The organism is Paenibacillus kribbensis (assembly GCF_001705305.1).
GTDB lineage: Bacteria > Bacillota > Bacilli > Paenibacillales > Paenibacillaceae > Paenibacillus > Paenibacillus kribbensis_B.
Genome location: NZ_MCBP01000005.1, coordinates 73,002 through 90,035 on the forward strand (window position 1 = coordinate 73,002; position 17,034 = coordinate 90,035).

14 protein-coding genes and 1 riboswitch are annotated in these 17,034 nt (G+C 46.4%); of the genes, 7 read left to right on the forward strand and 7 right to left on the reverse strand.

The window, feature by feature from the left end; all coding sequences use genetic code 11:
* Together mdcA and BAZ21_RS11280 are read right to left on the reverse strand one after the other, a co-directional pair.
* On the reverse strand, positions 1–1,647 hold the full coding sequence (mdcA, locus tag BAZ21_RS11275) for a malonate decarboxylase subunit alpha (protein WP_007431743.1): 1,647 nt from the start codon (positions 1,645–1,647) through the stop codon (positions 1–3).
* On the reverse strand, positions 1,644–2,507 hold the full coding sequence (locus BAZ21_RS11280) for an ACP S-malonyltransferase (protein WP_084011593.1): 864 nt from the start codon (positions 2,505–2,507) through the stop codon (positions 1,644–1,646). The genes mdcA and BAZ21_RS11280 overlap by 4 nt, the downstream gene beginning before the upstream one ends.
* 176 nt (positions 2,508–2,683) lie before the next feature.
* Here BAZ21_RS11280 and BAZ21_RS11285 point away from each other — a divergent pair, with 176 nt between their 5' ends.
* Entirely contained in the window at positions 2,684–3,556 is an 873-nt protein-coding gene (locus BAZ21_RS11285; RefSeq protein ID WP_068500140.1) for a LysR family transcriptional regulator, read from the forward strand.
* A 139-nt stretch (positions 3,557–3,695) separates the two neighbouring features.
* On the opposite strand, the gene BAZ21_RS11290 is transcribed toward BAZ21_RS11285, so the two are convergent.
* The 4 genes from BAZ21_RS11290 to BAZ21_RS11305 form a co-directional block, all read right to left on the reverse strand.
* Positions 3,696–5,114, reverse strand: coding sequence for an alanine/glycine:cation symporter family protein (locus tag BAZ21_RS11290; protein WP_176718143.1), 1,419 nt, complete (start codon positions 5,112–5,114; stop codon positions 3,696–3,698).
* Between the two features lie 158 nt (positions 5,115–5,272).
* Positions 5,273–5,367, reverse strand: a riboswitch (glycine riboswitch).
* Positions 5,368–5,635: 268 nt separating this feature from the next.
* Positions 5,636–7,093 carry a glycoside hydrolase family 1 protein gene (locus BAZ21_RS11295; protein ID WP_068500143.1) on the reverse strand — a complete coding sequence of 486 codons (1,458 nt, stop codon included), beginning with the start codon at positions 7,091–7,093 and terminating at the stop codon, positions 5,636–5,638.
* Positions 7,094–7,137: 44 nt separating this feature from the next.
* Complete coding sequence (locus tag BAZ21_RS11300) at positions 7,138–8,127, reverse strand: Gfo/Idh/MocA family protein (RefSeq protein ID WP_068500146.1); 990 nt, start codon at positions 8,125–8,127, stop codon at positions 7,138–7,140.
* 30 nt (positions 8,128–8,157) lie between these two features.
* A complete protein-coding gene (locus tag BAZ21_RS11305) occupies positions 8,158–9,198 on the reverse strand; it encodes an oxidoreductase (protein ID WP_068500148.1) in 1,041 nt (346 codons plus the stop codon).
* A gap of 191 nt (positions 9,199–9,389) precedes the next feature.
* Between BAZ21_RS11305 and BAZ21_RS11310 the strand changes: the two genes are divergently transcribed.
* From BAZ21_RS11310 to BAZ21_RS11330, 5 genes are all read left to right on the forward strand, one after another.
* Positions 9,390–10,361 carry a LacI family DNA-binding transcriptional regulator gene (locus BAZ21_RS11310; protein ID WP_068500151.1) on the forward strand — a complete coding sequence of 324 codons (972 nt, stop codon included), beginning with the start codon at positions 9,390–9,392 and terminating at the stop codon, positions 10,359–10,361.
* A gap of 230 nt (positions 10,362–10,591) precedes the next feature.
* Positions 10,592–11,440, forward strand: coding sequence for a BglG family transcription antiterminator LicT (licT, locus tag BAZ21_RS11315; protein ID WP_068500154.1), 849 nt, complete (start codon positions 10,592–10,594; stop codon positions 11,438–11,440).
* A gap of 229 nt (positions 11,441–11,669) precedes the next feature.
* The gene (locus tag BAZ21_RS11320) at positions 11,670–13,526 is read left to right on the forward strand and encodes a beta-glucoside-specific PTS transporter subunit IIABC (RefSeq protein WP_068500156.1); all 1,857 of its coding nucleotides are present in this window, start codon (positions 11,670–11,672) and stop codon (positions 13,524–13,526) included.
* Positions 13,527–13,546: 20 nt separating this feature from the next.
* Complete coding sequence (locus tag BAZ21_RS11325; RefSeq protein ID WP_068500159.1) at positions 13,547–13,987, forward strand: hypothetical protein; 441 nt, start codon at positions 13,547–13,549, stop codon at positions 13,985–13,987.
* Positions 13,988–14,082: 95 nt separating this feature from the next.
* Positions 14,083–14,598, forward strand: coding sequence for a thioredoxin family protein (locus tag BAZ21_RS11330; protein ID WP_068500161.1), 516 nt, complete (start codon positions 14,083–14,085; stop codon positions 14,596–14,598).
* 199 nt (positions 14,599–14,797) lie between these two features.
* Here BAZ21_RS11330 and BAZ21_RS11335 read toward each other — a convergent pair whose 3' ends face one another.
* A complete protein-coding gene (locus tag BAZ21_RS11335) occupies positions 14,798–16,156 on the reverse strand; it encodes a sugar phosphate nucleotidyltransferase (RefSeq protein WP_068500163.1) in 1,359 nt (452 codons plus the stop codon).
* A gap of 152 nt (positions 16,157–16,308) precedes the next feature.
* On the opposite strand from BAZ21_RS11335, the gene BAZ21_RS11340 reads away from it, so the two are divergent.
* Entirely contained in the window at positions 16,309–17,004 is a 696-nt protein-coding gene (locus BAZ21_RS11340; protein ID WP_068500166.1) for a response regulator transcription factor, read from the forward strand.
* Positions 17,005–17,034 lie beyond the last annotated feature (30 nt).

Consider the following 17,034-nt stretch of genomic DNA (forward strand, 5'->3'; position numbering starts at 1 on the left):
TTAAGACCAGCTCCGGAATTTAGCCGGTGGATCATATAATCCGTCGGACCAATCTACGAGATCGTTGACCGTTTGTGCTGCCAGCAGCGAGCGCTTGGCTTGTCTGCGCATGATTCCAAGATCCTCCGGATAGGCCACAATCCCTCTGTCACGCAGCAGGCTTACATCGCTCTCATTACTTTCCATCCCTAAAGGCGTTACGCCCGCAATTGCCGCGAGTGCCTTCTTTCTCTCCTCTATGCTGTCCGTCTTGTAGAGGTATGCGATACCTTCCTCGGTGAGGACGTGGGTGACATCATCCCCGTAAATCATAACCGGCGTAATGGCGAGGCCAGATTCATCCTTCACCTTGATGGCATCCAGCGAGTCCACAAATACCGGCTTTTTGTTGGCACCGTATGTTTCAACCATCTGCACGACCAATTTCCGGCCTTTCGAGAGCTCCGTCGGACGCTCGATCATGTCAAGCCAGGCAGGAGTCGCATGTCGCCGTCCCCGAGGATCATGCCCCATATTCGGTGCTCCTCCAAAACCGGACAATCTGCCGGAAGTAACGGTAGACGAATTGCCCGCGCAGTCCATTTGCAACGTTGATCCGATAAACATATCTACAGCGAATTGGCCTGCAACCTGACACATCGCACGGTTGGAGCGCATAGACCCGTCCTTGCCGACGAAGAACACATCTGAACGAGCCGCAATGTATTTCTCCATACCGACCTCGCCTCCAAAGCTGTGAATGCTTTCGACCCAGCCGGATTCAATCGCTGGAATCAAAGTCGGATGCGGATTCAGGGCCCAGTGCTTGGCAATCTTCCCTTTCAGGCCGAGCTGCTCACCATAGGTCGGCAGCAGAAGCTCAATCGCCGCAGTATTAAAGCCGATGCCGTGATTAAGCGACTGCACCTGATGTTTTCCATAAATGCCCTTGATCGCCATCATGCCCATCAGGATTTGCAGTTCAGTAATATTCTGCGGATCACGGGTAAACAGTGCTTCCAGTGCGTACGGTTTGTTGGCTTGTACAATGACGTCGACCCAGGAGGCTGGAATATCGACTCTCGGCAGCTCGTCCACGATTTCGTTGACCTGCACGATCACGATCCCATCCTTGAAAGCGGCCGCTTCTACGATCGTCGGAGTTTCTTCCGTATTGTTTCCGGTATACAGATTGCCCTCACGATCTGATTTGTCTGCCGCTACCAGCACCACATCTGGAATAAGGTCAATGAAGAGGCGTCCGAACAATTCCAAATACGTATGGATGTCACCGAGCTTAAGCGTCCCGTCATCAATCATTTGCGCAACACGCAGGCTTTGGGAACCACTGTAGGAGAAGTCCAGCTTCCCGGCGATGCCTTTCTCGAAAATATCCAAATGTTCGGGTCTTGAAATGCTGGACATAATCATATGCAGATCATGCACCTTGCCAGGATCGACTTCCAGCAGCTTCTGGGAAAGGAAGGACGCTTGCTTCTGGTTATCTCCTTCCAGGACGACCTTCGCACCTGGCTCGATTAGCGCCTCCATCAGGTCGACGATTCGGGAGGAGTCGATGTATTTTCCGTCCAGCCACTTTTCCACCTTTCCTAACTTTTCCTGCTTTTTATCACGTTTTTGTGACCAGGATCGCAGTACTTTATTCATTCTTCTTGCTCCTTCCATTTTCTAATCAGATACTGAGTCGCTTCCAAACCGATCTCGTCCACAGCTATTTGCCGGGTATCCTTATGGGCTTGCTTGACAAGTGTGGAAAGAGTATGACCCGGCGGCATCTCGATGAAACAGTCAGCTCCCGATTCGACGCAGACAGCCGCCATATCCATCCACCGGACGGGATATGCTACGTTTAGGGCAAGGTCCTCCGCGATTTTTTCCTTGGCTGTCGTCTTTCTCCCCGTATGATTCATCAAATATGGTATTTGAGCGTCCCGCATGGAAAAAGTGTGCATTTTCAGCAATAGCTTATTGGCTACCTCTGACATCAGCGGGGAGTGTGAAGGAATCGGAACCTTCAGAAGCACTGTCTTAGCGGCCCCAAACTCCTTCGCATGCATAAAAGCTTTATTTATCCCTTCCAATGAACCGGATATGACGATTTGCTGCTCTGCATTCATATTCGAGAGGTAGACAGGCATCGCCTCGCTATGAGAAAGATCCACAGCTTGTTGAACCTCTGCCTTCGTAAGCCCAATAATCACACCCATTCCATAGCCTTCGGGGAAACCCTCTTCCATCAACCGGGCACGGAGCCATACGATCCGAAGCGCATCCTCGAACGAGAGAACCCCCGCGATGACCGCCGCAGGAAATGCACCAATGGAATGCCCTGCCACGAATTGGGGCCGGATACCCTGCTCGATCAGCTGGCAGGCTATTGCCGTCTCCTTAACGAAGAGTGCCGCCTGAATCCAGACGGTTGAGCCCATAGCCACCTCATCGTCGCGTAGTTCAGTTCCGATAACACTTGTTGCCTTTTTCACATACTCAGGTACATCCTGGAGCATTCCAGGAATCTGTGCCCCCTGACCGGGAAATGTAAAAACGATGTTCAGAATCTCACCACCTTTAGCGGATTCATCTTCTCTACATTGTCAATTGTAAGAAGTGAGCAAATACCTGTAAAATATATATATTCACATATGATCAATAACCTAATGGTTATAAAGGGGATTACTTCACTATGGATTATTTGCAGCTTAAGTATTTTCAAGTGACCTCGAAGCATGAGCATGTCACACGTGCCGCAAACGAGCTGTATATCTCACAGCCTGCCCTAAGTAAAATGATTAGAAACCTGGAGACGGAATTGGGTGTGCAGCTATTTGACCGCGAAGGAAAACATATCGTACTAAATGAATATGGAAAGAAGTTCCTGAAAAGAGTGAACCAGTCGCTATCAGCGCTAGAGCAAGGCATATCCGAAGTCAAAGAAATGAAGAACGAAAAGGTAGAGATCATCACGTTATACGTCGCCGTCGGCTCTATGCTATTGCCCAGCCTTGTCGGCAAGTTTCGCGACCTCTACCCGCAAATTAGATTCAACCTGACCCAGCACCCTGCGATGGTGAAGAAAGGACTGGCGTACGATTTTGCGATTACATCCGAAGAGTTGGCGGACAACGAGCATGCGATCCTGCTGGAGGAGGAAATTTTGCTTGGCGTACCAAAATCTCACCCTCTGAGCGCTCAGGACACCGTACTCCTGAAAGATCTAGAGCATGAGAAGTTTATCAGCCTTACACCTGGTCATTCGCTTAGGAAAACAACGGACCGCTTTTTTACTCACATCCCTTTTGAACCGAACATCGTCTTTGAAAGTGATGATCCGGCTACGGTAAGAGGGCTGATTCAAACAGGGCTTGGCATCTCCTTTATTCCTTCTATCCTGTGGAAGAACGTCGTAACCGAAGACATCAAGCTGCTTCAAATCAGGGAGCCTCGATGTATGCGAACCATCTATCTGTCCTATCCTGCCGGGGAACTGCACACCGATATAGAGAAATCGTTTTTCGAATTCATCATTAGATTTTTCCAGAATATTGCTCAGCGTTGACGATTTAGATACCACTGGCTGACTACGGCATTAATGATGAGCAATTGGAAAAAATCTCACTGTAACATTCAAAAAAAGAGTGTCCTCAAGCCTGTGATGGCTGAAGACACTCCCTTTTGAATGTTATGACTTTCCATTTTTATGAATTGACTGTCTGTCCTTTTTCTTCTACCTGGATAGCTGCGCCTACACTGGCACCTGCAAGAATCCCCTTTTGCTTATTAGAATACAAGGAATCCATATAGGTTCGGGTTTCTGCAACTACGATGCCTGACAAGCCAAGCAGTGCAATCAGGTTGGGAAAGGCCATCATTGCGTTAAAGATATCTGCCAGCAGCCAGATGGCATCCAGCTTGATGAACGCACCTCCGGCAACCAGGGCAATAAACAGATAACGGTATGGTTTGATCCACTTGACGCCAAGCAAATATTCAACACAGCGTTCCCCGTAGTAGTTCCAGCCGAGCATGGTCGTGAACGCGAACATAATCAGAATGATCGTGAGCAGCTCTGCGCCAAGCGGGAACGCGCTGGAGAAGGCTTGCTGAGTCATCAGGCCCGCATCAGTAGGCCCGCTCCACACACCGCTTACCAGCAGCGTCAGCCCGGTCATTAGACAAATAACCATGGTATCAATAAACACACCTGTCATGGAGATCAGCCCTTGCTCCGCAGGCCATTTCGTTTTGGCGGCTGCGGCTGCAATAGGTGCGCTTCCCAGCCCGGCCTCATTGGCAAAAATACCTCTGGCTACCCCGCTGCGCATCGCCAGCATAATCGTAGCTCCGGCAAAGCCGCCCGTCGCAGACGTGGTCGAAAATGCGGAATGCAGCACAAGTGCGATTGCGGCGGGAAGCTGGTCCGCAAACCGAATCAGTACGATGATACAAATCAGCACATATAAGCCTGTTTTAAAAGGAACGACCTTGGTCGATACCTTGGCAATACTTTTGAGTCCTCCAATGGTAACCAGTGCTGTAAGGGTAGCAATAATCAACGCCGTTACAATCGGCGGAACGCCAAAGCTGTTTTCGGTCGAAGACACAATAGCTTTGACCTGCGGAAACGTTCCAATGCCGAATAACGCCACCAGCATGCCCGAAAAGGCAAACAGCATGGCCAGCGGTTTAAAGCGGCGTCCCAGACCATTTTCAATATAATACATCGGGCCACCGGAAAATTGTCCATTCCGATCCTTCACCCGGTATTTTACCGCAAGCACACCTTCCGCATATTTCGTCGCCATCCCGAAAAAGGCTGCAACGACCATCCAGAACAAGGCACCTGGCCCGCCCAGCTTAATCGCCGTCGCTACGCCGACAATACTTCCTGTGCCGACTGTAGCCGCCAACGCCGTACTCAGGGCCGCAAAGCTGCTTACATCCCCGCTGCCTTCATTTGGGGCCTTGCCGATCAGCTTGATTGCCAAAGGCAGGCGAAATACCTGCAGCAATTTTAAACGTATGGTCAGCCACAATCCCGTTCCCATAACGAGAATGATAAGCGGCGCCCCCCATATCCAACTGCTAATCATTTCTAACACATGTACCAAATTCATTTCAACCCGCTCCTCCAGCATATTAAAAAACAAAAAAGAGTCAAATCCGCTGATTCGACTCCTGGAGAGGTTAAAGGCACGAAAAAATACAACCCTTTTGTGCAGGTTGCTGCCTCTACATAGCTTATAGAAAAATAGGGCATCCCCTGTCACAGGTTATTCGCGTCTCTGTCCTTTTGCCTGAGAGTTTAAGCAGATGTTCTCTGCGGTGCACCTTCGGCGCCCAATTAAGGGTCTCTCCAGAGTTCTGTCCGTTTACGGTCCCGCTTGCTGTAATCAGCCAAGCACCTGAGAGTTTTGCCCCTTCGGTCGAAACCTTCGTTTCATCTCCCGCAAACATCAACCAGACATATGAAATTGTTTTTTATTATACAGAAAACTTTCAGATTATTACAAGTGAAAAATTTGTGAAGCCCTCTGAGATGTAGTCATCTGTCTGCGCAAAAAAACGGACACAGCAGAGTGCATCCTTACGATGTTCTCTGCCGTGCCCGTCGAAGACGATATGAAGTTAAACAAAATTACAGCTCTTCACCATTCGTTGCAATTACATTTTTGTACCAGTTAAAGGAGTCTTTTTTGGAGCGTTTGAGCGTTCCGTTACCGTCATCATCCAGATCGACATAAATAAATCCGTAGCGCTTGGACATTTCAGAAGTAGACATACTTACAAGGTCGATAGGCCCCCAGCTCGTGTAACCGATCAGATCCACACCGTCGGCAATCGCTTCCTTCATTTGGGCAATATGCTGACGCAAGTAATCAATGCGATAGGTGTCATGCACAGAACCGTCTTCTTCCACCTTATCATACGCACCCAAGCCATTTTCCACGATGATCAGCGGCTTTTGATAGCGGTCATAAAACGTATTCAGCGTAACACGCAGGCCGATCGGATCGATTTGCCATCCCCAGTCGGAAGACTGCAGATACGGATTTTTCACGCCGCCAATCAGGTTTCCTGCTGCTTTCTCGCCTTCTGGACCTGCAGATACGGTCAAGGTCATGTAGTAGCTGAATGAGATAAAATCGACCGTGTTATTTTTCAAAATTTCCGCATCGCCGGGTTCTGTTTGCAGAACAATATTATTTTCTTCAAAATAACGGTTCATGTAGTTGGAATATTCTCCACGGGCATGCACATCCGTAAAGAACAGGTTCATCTGATTTTCATGCTGGGCTTTCAGTATATCCTCCGGGTTACACGTATGTGGATAGCTTTCTAAACGAGCCAGCATACAGCCGATTTGAGCGCCCGGGATGATCTCATGTCCCCGTTTGGTCGCCAGTGCGCTTGCTACAAATTGATGATGCAATGCTTGATATATCGCTTGCTGTTTGTTTTCTACACGGTCAATCACCACACCGCCGCCTGTGAACGGACTCATCGTCATTACATTGATTTCATTAAAGGTCAGCCAGTATTTTACTTTATCCTTATAGCGTGTAAATACCGTTTCGGCATAATTTACGTAATGCTGTATGACTTCGCGTCCCAGCCAGCCATTATACTTTTGCGTCAGACCTAGCGGTGTTTCATAATGTGACAATGTCACCAAGGGCTCAATACCATACTTGCGCAGCTCATCAAATACATTGTCGTAGAATTGCAATCCTGCTTCATTCGGCTCGGCATCATAGCCATTCGGGAAAATCCGCGACCAGTGGATGGACATACGAAATACCTTAAAGCCCATTTCTGCAAACAAGGCGATATCTTCTTTGTAGTGGTGGTAGAAGTCCACACCTTCACGCTTTGGAAAACGGGCGTTTACTTTGCCTGCCAGGATGTCTTCCAGACGTTCGGACGAAATCTCCATAGCATGATCGTTCTTTCGTTCTGCTTTGGGGACATAGGCAATCACATCTGCACTGGACATTCCCTTTCCATCTACGTCAAAAGCTCCTTCCAATTGGTTGGCCGCAGTTGCCCCGCCCCACAGGAAGTTTTTCGGGAATCCTTTTAGTGTCTTCGTCATCGTAAACAAGCCTCTTTCCATTTTATATTTTGTTTTCTTTTACGCTATTTCTGCTCATCCTCGAAGTAGATACCATTCTGATGGCGCAGTTCATTGCTGATTTTCTGAACCTCGATGCTCAATGACTTTAACTCGTCATAACGAGCCTGATCCTTCTCGGTAATGATCCGGTACAATTCCCGAGCCTCGTGAAACATGAAATGATGTGTTTCTGGAATACTTACTGTATCCGTTGCCTTGGTACGAACGTCCAGTACAGACACCTCCGTAATACCGGAGACACCGCTGGAGATGAGAGTCGCCTGATCGCCGTAGATTTCCACACGGTTGGTGGTCACCGCATTTTTAGCCAATTGAATGACCAGTGTAAAATCGGGATACGACAACAGGATCGGACCGCCTAAATCCACGCCATTCTCATGCTTTTTGGCACGGTACACACCTGATGTCGGTGCTCCGAGCAAATCAATGGCAAAATAGAGGGAATAAACCCCCAAATCCATCAATGCTCCCCCGGCGTAAGACAGGGAAAAGATATTGGGAACATCTCCTGACAGCAATTGATCATATCGAGAAGAAAACTGCATGGAATACAAGGAGCCTCCCTGGATGCTGCCCACACGCTTCACGTTGTCCTTCAGCCGCAAAAAGTTCGGCTCATGAATATGACGGACTGCTTCCAGCAAGTAGCAGCCATTCCGGTCAGCCAGTTCGTACGCATCCCGCAATTCTTGCTCCGTCAGGCTGATTGGTTTTTCAACAATAGCATGCTTGCCATGCTCCAGAAACAGACGGGCCTGCGATATATGCAAGGAATTAGGTGTGGCGATATAAATGGCATCAATATCGGATTCAGCCATCTCTTCCAGACTGTCATACAACGTAATATTGTCGAGCTGGCATGCTGCTGCAAACGCTTCACCCTTGTCCCGATTACGGACAAACAGGGCTGTAATCTCCCATTCTCCAGCTTCTTTTACGGCTTTAACCCACTCCTGGCTGATCCAGCCAGTTCCAATCATTCCAAGCTTCATAGGTTGTAACTTCCTTTCCTGATGGTAGGTCTATCGCCGGAAATCAACGATTGACGGGGAAGGCTGCTTAAAGCCGCTTTCCAAAATCTCTATCGTAAGCAAAATATCCTCGTCCGGAACCAGCTTAGGTGTACCGTGCACGATAGACTCATACAGCGAGTCGTACAGTCGTCCATAATCTCCTGTCGGCGTAGGGAGTAATTCTTCGACAGCTTCACTGCTGCCAGGCGGTACGTATTTAAGCTTGCCATAAGAGGCAGGATCGTCCAGACCAAAACCCTCGGCATCCGGAGTTTTACCGGCTTTCAGCCAGGCTTCCTGCTGGTCGTCTCCCCATTTGACAAAGCTGCCTTTCGTACCATGTATGGTGAACTGCGGATATGGCAGACACACAACAAGAGAGGTTTTAACAATGACTTTTTTATCTGGATAATACAAAACAGTTTCACTATAATCGTCGGCACCTTGAGCGGCACGAACAGACTTGATGTCATATCCGATCTGCTCCGGTCTGCCAAATAAGGCAATGAGTCTGTCCAGCGTATGTACGCCGAGTCCGTAGAACATTCCATTGACTGGATTGCCGCCAGGCACACTGGCATCAGGACGGAAATAATCGTAATGGGATTCAATCTCCACAATATCTCCCAATTTGTCGGAATAGAGCGCTTCCTTGAAAGCCAGATAATCGCTGTCGAATCTGCGATTTTGATAAGGCATGACAATCAGGTTCTTTTCCTTGGCCAGCTCAATCAGTTCTCGCGCTTGTTCAAAATTTTCGCAAAAAGGCTTTTCCACCAGCACATGCTTGCCGTGGGATAATGCCAATTTGGCGTATTCATAATGTGTGGCAGACGGTGTACATACGACAACAAGTGATATTTCCGGGTCATTGAGAACATCCGTGATTTGATCCGAAAACTGTATATCCGGGTAGGCTGTCTTCATCTCCTCCCGCACCTGGCGTGTATACACTCTCGATACTAGAAAGGTATCCCTGATCTGGACATAGGGCAGATGATATCGGGTTGTACTTTTGCCAAATCCCAAATAAGCAACTTGAATCGTCATTTTGCAAATCCCCCGTTTCCTAAAGGCTCCGCTTTCGATTTCGCAAGAACAACCGTATACTTTAGATGAGGACCATTCTCTTTGAAATACACTTAAAGATGCTTTAAAATAGACGTAATGCCCTCAAAGGTATACTAATCTTTGTAACGCGTTTCATGTCAAGTATTTTTTCTTATGTGAGGAGAAGCATTATGTCGAATCTTGATCAAATTGCCAAACTGGCGGGCTTTTCCAAAGCTACAGTATCCAGAGTGTTAAATCAGTCACCCCATGTCAGTCACGAAACAAGAACAAAGATCTTGAAAATCATGCAGGAATTGGATTATGTCCCCAATCGGAATGCGATTTCCCTATCCAAGGGTCAGACGCTGCAGATTGGCATTATCACTTCAACCATTAATGAAATTGTTCTCGCATTTCTGGACAGCTTTGTAGAAATTGCGGGCCAATACAGCTTTCAGACCATCATTTATACTTCCGGAGAAGATAAAAAGAAAGAGCTTCAGGCCTTTGAGGATTTGAAAAGAAAAAGAGTCGATGCGCTGGTCATCATTTCCTGTGTGAATGATACCGATTTGTTAAGCACCTACTGCAAGTACGGCCCGATCGTGTCATGGCAACGAATGGAGCATACGGCTATTCGCTCTGTCGCTATGGATCAGTATGAGGGATACATGCTGGCGCTAAAGCATCTGATCCAAAAAGGCTATACTCGTATTGCCAATGCCTTTGGCCGTCCGAGCAGCATCAATACCCAGAGCAGACAACGAGCCTATGAGCATATTATGAGTGAGCATAACCTCCCTGTATTGCAACACTGGAATCATTCCTCCATCTATAATATCCGTGACGGCGAACAGGTCGTGCGTGATTTGCTGCAGCGTCGGGATGAATTTCCAGAGGCTATTTTGTGCGCTAACGATTATGTGGCAGTTGGCATTCTCTGCGAAGCACGCAGACATTCGCTGAACGTCCCTGAGGATTTGGCAATTGTTGGGTTTGATAACACCGAGCTGGCGCATACGATGGGAATTACAACCGTTCAGAATCCCATTATGGGTCAAGCGCAAAATGCCTTTTTTATGCTATCTCCTCAATTAATCGGCCGCCAAATGGAGCTTCATTCGCTGGAATACAGCCTGATTGAACGTACAACTACATAGGTAACGTTACTTGCAAATTAGGTAAAGCGACCTTGATGTGAAATATTTTTTGTCGAAAGAGAATAAAATATGTTGAAATCGCTTTTTATTGTGCTACAATAGCACTATATCAAAGGATTGTGACCGGTGATGCGGGCAATGCCTGAGTTCAATTGAGTGCTATTGCTAACAATAGTGTTGAATTGTACTTGGGCATTTTTTATTGGTAAAGGATGGAAGGGGGAACTTCAATGATTATTGAGAAGGTGCTCAATAACAACGTCCTGTTGACTAAAAATGATAAAGGCAAAGAGGTCATCGTGATGGGAAGAGGCATTTCCTTTAAAAAGGTGGCTGGCGACCACGTCGATGATGATAAAATAGATAAGATTTTCATGTTAAATGAAAACGAGTTCACGGCCAAACTTACCGAGCTCCTGAACGATATTCCCGTATCCCATCTGGAGGTCGTGAATGAAATCGTAAAGCATGCAACGGAAGTGCTGGATACGGAATTAAGCGACAATATTTATTTGACGTTGACAGATCATATTCATTTTGCCGTACAACGGCAGGAAAAAGGACTGGCGCTCCAAAACGCGATGCTGTATGAAATTAAACGCTTCTACAAAAAAGAATTTGCAGTTGGACTGGACGCGCTGCAAAAAATCGAAAATACGCTTGGAGTCAAGCTGGGCGAAGATGAAGCGGGATTTATCGCACTGCATATGGTGAACGCACGGATCGACGGTAACGAAATGAAGTCCACACTGAAAATGACCGAGATCGTTCAGCATATATTGAACATTATCACGTATCATTATGGCATTGTGCTGGATGAGTCTTCTTTTAGCTACTCCAGATTTTTGACACACCTGCAATATTTTGCGATGCGGGTCATCCGCAAGGAGGTCATTCACAGTGGCGAGGAATTTTTGTACAACCAGGTGAAGCAGACATATACCGAGGCCTTTGCCTGTGCGCAAAAGATCAATGAGTACCTGGAAAAAACATATGATCAATATTTAAGCAAGGATGAATATGTATATTTAACCATTCATATTCATCGCGTGACGGAACGGAATAATATAACAGACTAAAAACTTCATACCTTCATCGTTCATGGATTGTGACTGGTAAGGCAGGCAAAACCTAAACTGATGGTGAAATCAACGTTCCTCTATGAGAGAGGGTGCGTTTGTTTTCACCACGAGTTTAGGTTTTTCTTGTTTACAAGGTTAAAAAGATGCACGCCGGCGCATCTTAGCAACATGAGGTAAACAGAAAGTCCTATCCATAGCAAAGAATAACCCATAAGGAGTTCTGAACATGAGTGATAAAGAGCTATCTAAAAAAATAGTGACCCTCGTTGGTGGCGAAGAGAATGTCAATTCGGTATTCCATTGCGCTACACGTTTGAGATTTAAATTAAATGACCGTACCAAAGCGGATAAAGCCGCACTGGAAGCAACGCCAGGTATCATTACTGTAGTGGAAAGCAGCGGTCAATTCCAGGTTGTTATCGGCAACAATGTAGGTCAAGTATTTGAGCATATGATGGCAGAAACAAATCTGCAGGATGCGGAAAATCCAAATGCGAAAAAGGAAGCGTCTTCCGAAAATACGAATTTTCTCGGTAAAGCGGTTGACATCATTTCCAGCATATTTTCTCCTCTCTTGGGAGCTCTTGCCGGAGCAGGTTTGCTCAAAGGGATTCTGGCATTAATTCTGTCACTCCATTGGATTAATGATAAAAGCGGTACGTATCTGATCCTAAACGCAGCTTCGGATAGCGTATTTTATTTCTTGCCCGTATTTCTAGCTATTACATCGTCCCGTAAATTTAAAACAAATGCCTTTGTATCGGTCGCAGTTGCCGGAGCACTCGTCTACCCGGCTGTTATTGCAGCGGTGGACAATCCTGCCAAACTGGCTTTTCTCGGTATTCCAATCATTCTGATTAAATACAGCTCCAGCGTCATTCCAATTATTCTGGCGGTGTGGGTACAATCTTATGTAGAACGCTGGTTTAATTCCTTTGTTCATCAATCGGTTAAAAACATCATCGTACCGATGCTTTCACTGCTGGTCGTTGTTCCATTGACGTTTTTGGCCTTTGGTCCCGTAGGTAACCTGATCAGCCAAGGCTTGGCAAGCGGTTTTACATGGATATACAATTTAAGCCCGCTAATCGCCGGTGCTGTTGCCGGGGCGTTCTGGCAAGTATTTGTTATTTTCGGTGTGCATTGGGGCTTCGTTCCTATTATGCTGTCGAATATCACAACATTGGGTCATGATACGATGCTTCCGATGCTTACAGCAGCCGTACTTTCTCAAGCTGGTGCAACATTGGGGGTATTCCTGAAATCCCGAAACACTCAAATGAAGGCTTTGGCAGGTTCCTCTACGCTGGCGGCTGTTTTTGGGATTACAGAACCAACAATTTATGGCGTAACTTTGAAATTGAAAAAGCCATTTATCTATGCTTGTATTTCCGGTGGTATTGGCGGGGCTATTATCGCTTCCGGCGGAGCGACTGCAAAGTCCTTCTCCCTGCCTAGTTTGCTGGCGTTGCCTACTTATTTTGGAACAGGTTTCTTGTGGCTTGTTATCGGCTTGCTGGTTGCCTTTGGGCTTGCAGCCTTGCTGGTTATGATCTTGGGCTTTGATGATCCAAAAGAAGAAACAGCCAAGACAGAAACTGCACCCGCGAAAAAAGAAGCTGCAATCGAGAAGGAAATTCTCGTAAGTCCTTTGCAAGGTAAAGTATTACCTTTGGATCAATCCTCTGATGTTGCTTTTGCCTCAGGGGCAATGGGGAAAGGAATTCTGATTGACCCGACAGAAGGTGTGCTGACATCTCCTGTAAACGGAACGATTACGACGGTATTCCCAACCGGACATGCCATCGGTATTACTTCCAATGACGGAGCAGAAATTCTGATCCATGTGGGTGTCAATACAGTGAAGCTGAAAGGACAATTTTTTGACAAGCGCGTAAAAGAAGGCGATGTGGTTAAGCAAGGGCAGCTGCTGCTGGAATTTGATATCGAACAAATTAAAGCTGCAGGCTATCCAACAGCTACACCAGTTATTGTAACCAATTCTGCACAATATCTGGATGTACTAACCACGATGGAATCTGAAGTAAAACGTGAAGATTACCTGTTGACTGTAGTAGTCTAACAAAAGGGGTTGTACCCTAAGTGGAATTTTCTACGAAAGAGACACTCCTTGTTATTTTAAAAACCGTAACAAGACTGAAAAACAGCGATTCTCCGGTTGGAGAATCGCTGTTTTTCGTTTTTGATTCAATGCCGCTTGCTTCGACAGATTATGGGCAAGCAAGAGCCATCCGTACTGGGCAACACCTCTATTTTACCATAGGACGTTTTTTTGATTTTAGAAGGAATGTACAAAACTTTTTCCGCTTAAAGCAGCGGAGAGGACGGAACGATTGTGGAAAAGCGGAAGCGGTCGCCTTTGTACCCGGATTTTCACCGCTAAAGGGAATAGAAAAATCCGGGTACAACAGCGATTGGAACAACGGTCCGTTCGCGGAGCGTCCACACCCAGTTCCCGAGTCGATCCTACTCAAAAAACAAGAGCTATCCCAAACAGCCATTTTTTTCGCTTTTACGACATGATCCCTTTTTTTCTTACATAGTGAGACAAGTGTTACAGTCAAAAATGGAAATATCATTTATACTAAACATTAGATTGTAAAAAAAGGAGGATTTCTGTGAAAAAAGCATATATCGCCGGATTCAGTGTCATTGTATTGCTTGTCATTGCTATTGCGATTTCTGCCGTATTCAAATTTCAGGGCCTGGAGCAAGTGATTCAACAGAAAGACAAAGAGATTCAAGCGAGCAAGAGCAATTATCCCGAAATATATGACCATTTGAATGCGGTTACTATGGATGGTTTTAAGAAACTGATCCAGCAGGACCAAAGTGTGTTCATCTATGTCGGCAGACCCAGCTGCGGTGACTGCAACCGCTTTGAGCCGAAATTTAACAAAATGATCGAGGAATACAATCTGGGCTCGAAAATTACATTTTTGAACGTTCATAAAATTCATCAGGACAAACCCCAATGGAATAAATTCAAAGCGGATTACAACGTTAAATACACCCCTACGATTGCAGAATTCAGACAAGGCAAGCTGGTTGATAAAGTAGAATGGACGCCTGAAAAAGACCTCAGTACGGATGCCGTAAAAGAGTGGCTGATTTCTAAAAAGCTTATTCAGTAAGCCTCGTGCTTCGCTACGCATTACGATATACGAACAAGCTGGTCATGCGAAAAAAAGGTATTCACGCGCCTAGCGCATGGATACCTTTTTCCGGGGAAAACATACAAATCATCCACTCATAAAAAATAGGTCCTGACCCCTCCTGTACTACCCTCTCATACCTCGTTCATCTACATCCAAGTCTTATATTGTAAGCACTTTATAGGGAATGAGTGTCCAGCGGGTCGGGAAATTCATATCGGCTAATATCCGTTTCTGATACGATATGCCCAATTTGTGACTCGATGAATTCCAGATCTCCCTCTACTGCCCCTATAAAATGCTTTGCACCGGGCTCTACGACGATAACCTCACCAGGACTGACTGTCTGTGTCACGCCATTGATACACACGCTTCCGATGCCTGACACGATGGTCCAAACTTCTTTACGGAACTGATGCTCATGATAGCTGATAAATCTTCCAGCCGAAATGACAACACGTTTGGTCACTGTCTGCAAACCACTTGCCGCCTGTTGATGGGATAATACGGTTTGCTTTCCCCAGAAGCGCTCTTCAAAGCGCGGACCGATTTCAATTTCGGCCACCATATCCTTAATGCCTGTAGAAGATTGTCGATCCGTAACCAGCACGCCATCCGGCCCGGCAACGACGATAATGCCCGGAACATTCCAGATGCTGACCGGAATCTCCAGTTCATTGATAATATGCGAGTCATGTGAAGCTTCTGAAATATAGCCAGGACCGCTCAGCTCTGAGCTCATTTCCCGCACCAACGAGTCCCAGGTTCCCAAATCCCTCCACTCTCCATGGTACGGAAGCACGGAGAGCTTGCGTGTATGTTCTACTACCGCAATATCAAAGCTGGTTTTGGGCAAGTCTGCATAATTTGTCGAAAGAGATTTATAGTCTGCTGGTAAACCCTTTTGCTCCAGTATATCCAACAAAAAACCAAGCCTGAAAGCAAACACCCCGCAATTCCATAAGGCTCCTTCACGGATCAACGCTTCCGAACGGATGAGATCCGGCTTTTCTACAAATGAGCTAACTCTATAAAATGGCTGGTCAAGCGAAGGAGATGACGAAGGCACTATATACCCGTATTTATCTGAGGGCTCGGTCGGAGCCGCTCCCATCAGTGCGATATCACTCCCCGATTGCTCTAAAATAGAAGGAAGCCTGCGCAGATGCTCAAAAAATTCGTCTCCCGCATATCCATCCACCGGCATGACCCCTACGATCTCATCGCGTGAGGCACCTGCAACGTCATGCAAGTAGGCCGTAGCCAGTGAAATGGCCGGGAAGGTATCCCGCTGAGTCGGTTCCTCTATGACCACTGCATCTTCGCCAATTTGCCCCCGAATCAGCTCGGCCTGAGTCCCACTTGTTGAAAAATAGGCCTCACCAGCCAAATTCGCTTCATCTAACTGCCGCCATATTCGTTGCAGCATGCTTTCGGGACGTTCATCATGGCGCAGAATGGAAAGAAACTGCTTGGGACGGTTCACATTGGATAAGGGCCAAAGACGCTTACCCGAACCCCCGGATAATAAGATCATTCGCAAAGACGCAACCTTCTTTCTCTAAATTAAATTTTTTTCTTCTAATTAAGGCTATTTGTTTTTCGCATTTCTGCCGAATACATAAGTATGTATTATTGTGAAAAATACATACTTATGCAACGCTATTGTCTATACAGGAGATGTGAGTTATGCCCATAAAAATATTTATCATTGAAGATCAAAAAAGTTTGGCAGATATGATTGCTCTACATCTTCAGGAGGAAGGTTATCTCACCGAGATTATCTATGATTGTAAACTTGCCATTCCTACACTTATGCGTTTTAAGCCGGATATCATTGTGACCGATCTGATGTTTTCCGGTAAGGTCGAATGTGCACTGATCGGCCAAATCCGTCAATTTACAACGGTTCCTATGCTAGTCATCTCTAATAACACCTTGCTGAATATTAGGATAAAGGCTCTGGAGGACGGAGCGGATGACTTTTTATGCCAGCCCTTCAGTCTGAGAGAGTTGAATGCCCGCATCAAAGCCCTGCTGCGCCGCAGTGGCAGCAATATGCCCACTGAATCGCAAACGATAACCCAAAAGATTAAAAAGGTAAGAGTTTGGGTGAATGATTACCGTCATAGCCTGTTAGTCGATGACCAGGAAATTGAAGTCACTCAAATCGAATTTTCCATTATTAAAGAAATGTCCTCCAACCCTGGGAAAGTCTTTACCCGCAGCGAGCTGATGGATCGGATCAAAGGCGGAGATGGCGCTTATCTGGATCGTACCATCGACGTACATATTTCCAGCCTTCGCAAAAAAATAGAACGTGACCCTAAAAATCCTCAGCATATCCGTACTGTCTGGGGCAGAGGCTACAAATACGAGATGTAGCCGTATCATGCTACCAGTTCCCCCTGAGCA

Coding starts and splice junctions, on each gene's coding strand:
- BAZ21_RS11300 (WP_068500146.1), bottom strand. CDS start 8,127: ATGAAGCTTGGAATGATTGGAACTGGCTGGATCAGCCAGGAGTGGGTT.
- BAZ21_RS11290 (WP_176718143.1), bottom strand. CDS start 5,114: ATGAATTTGGTACATGTGTTAGAAATGATTAGCAGTTGGATATGGGGG.
- BAZ21_RS11310 (WP_068500151.1), top strand. CDS start 9,390: ATGTCGAATCTTGATCAAATTGCCAAACTGGCGGGCTTTTCCAAAGCT.
- BAZ21_RS11320 (WP_068500156.1), top strand. CDS start 11,670: ATGAGTGATAAAGAGCTATCTAAAAAAATAGTGACCCTCGTTGGTGGC.
- BAZ21_RS11285 (WP_068500140.1), top strand. CDS start 2,684: ATGGATTATTTGCAGCTTAAGTATTTTCAAGTGACCTCGAAGCATGAG.
- BAZ21_RS11305 (WP_068500148.1), bottom strand. CDS start 9,198: ATGACGATTCAAGTTGCTTATTTGGGATTTGGCAAAAGTACAACCCGA.
- mdcA (WP_007431743.1), bottom strand. CDS start 1,647: ATGAATAAAGTACTGCGATCCTGGTCACAAAAACGTGATAAAAAGCAG.
- BAZ21_RS11335 (WP_068500163.1), bottom strand. CDS start 16,156: ATGATCTTATTATCCGGGGGTTCGGGTAAGCGTCTTTGGCCCTTATCC.
- licT (WP_068500154.1), top strand. CDS start 10,592: ATGATTATTGAGAAGGTGCTCAATAACAACGTCCTGTTGACTAAAAAT.
- BAZ21_RS11295 (WP_068500143.1), bottom strand. CDS start 7,093: ATGACGAAGACACTAAAAGGATTCCCGAAAAACTTCCTGTGGGGCGGG.
- BAZ21_RS11340 (WP_068500166.1), top strand. CDS start 16,309: ATGCCCATAAAAATATTTATCATTGAAGATCAAAAAAGTTTGGCAGAT.
- BAZ21_RS11280 (WP_084011593.1), bottom strand. CDS start 2,507: ATGCTCCAGGATGTACCTGAGTATGTGAAAAAGGCAACAAGTGTTATC.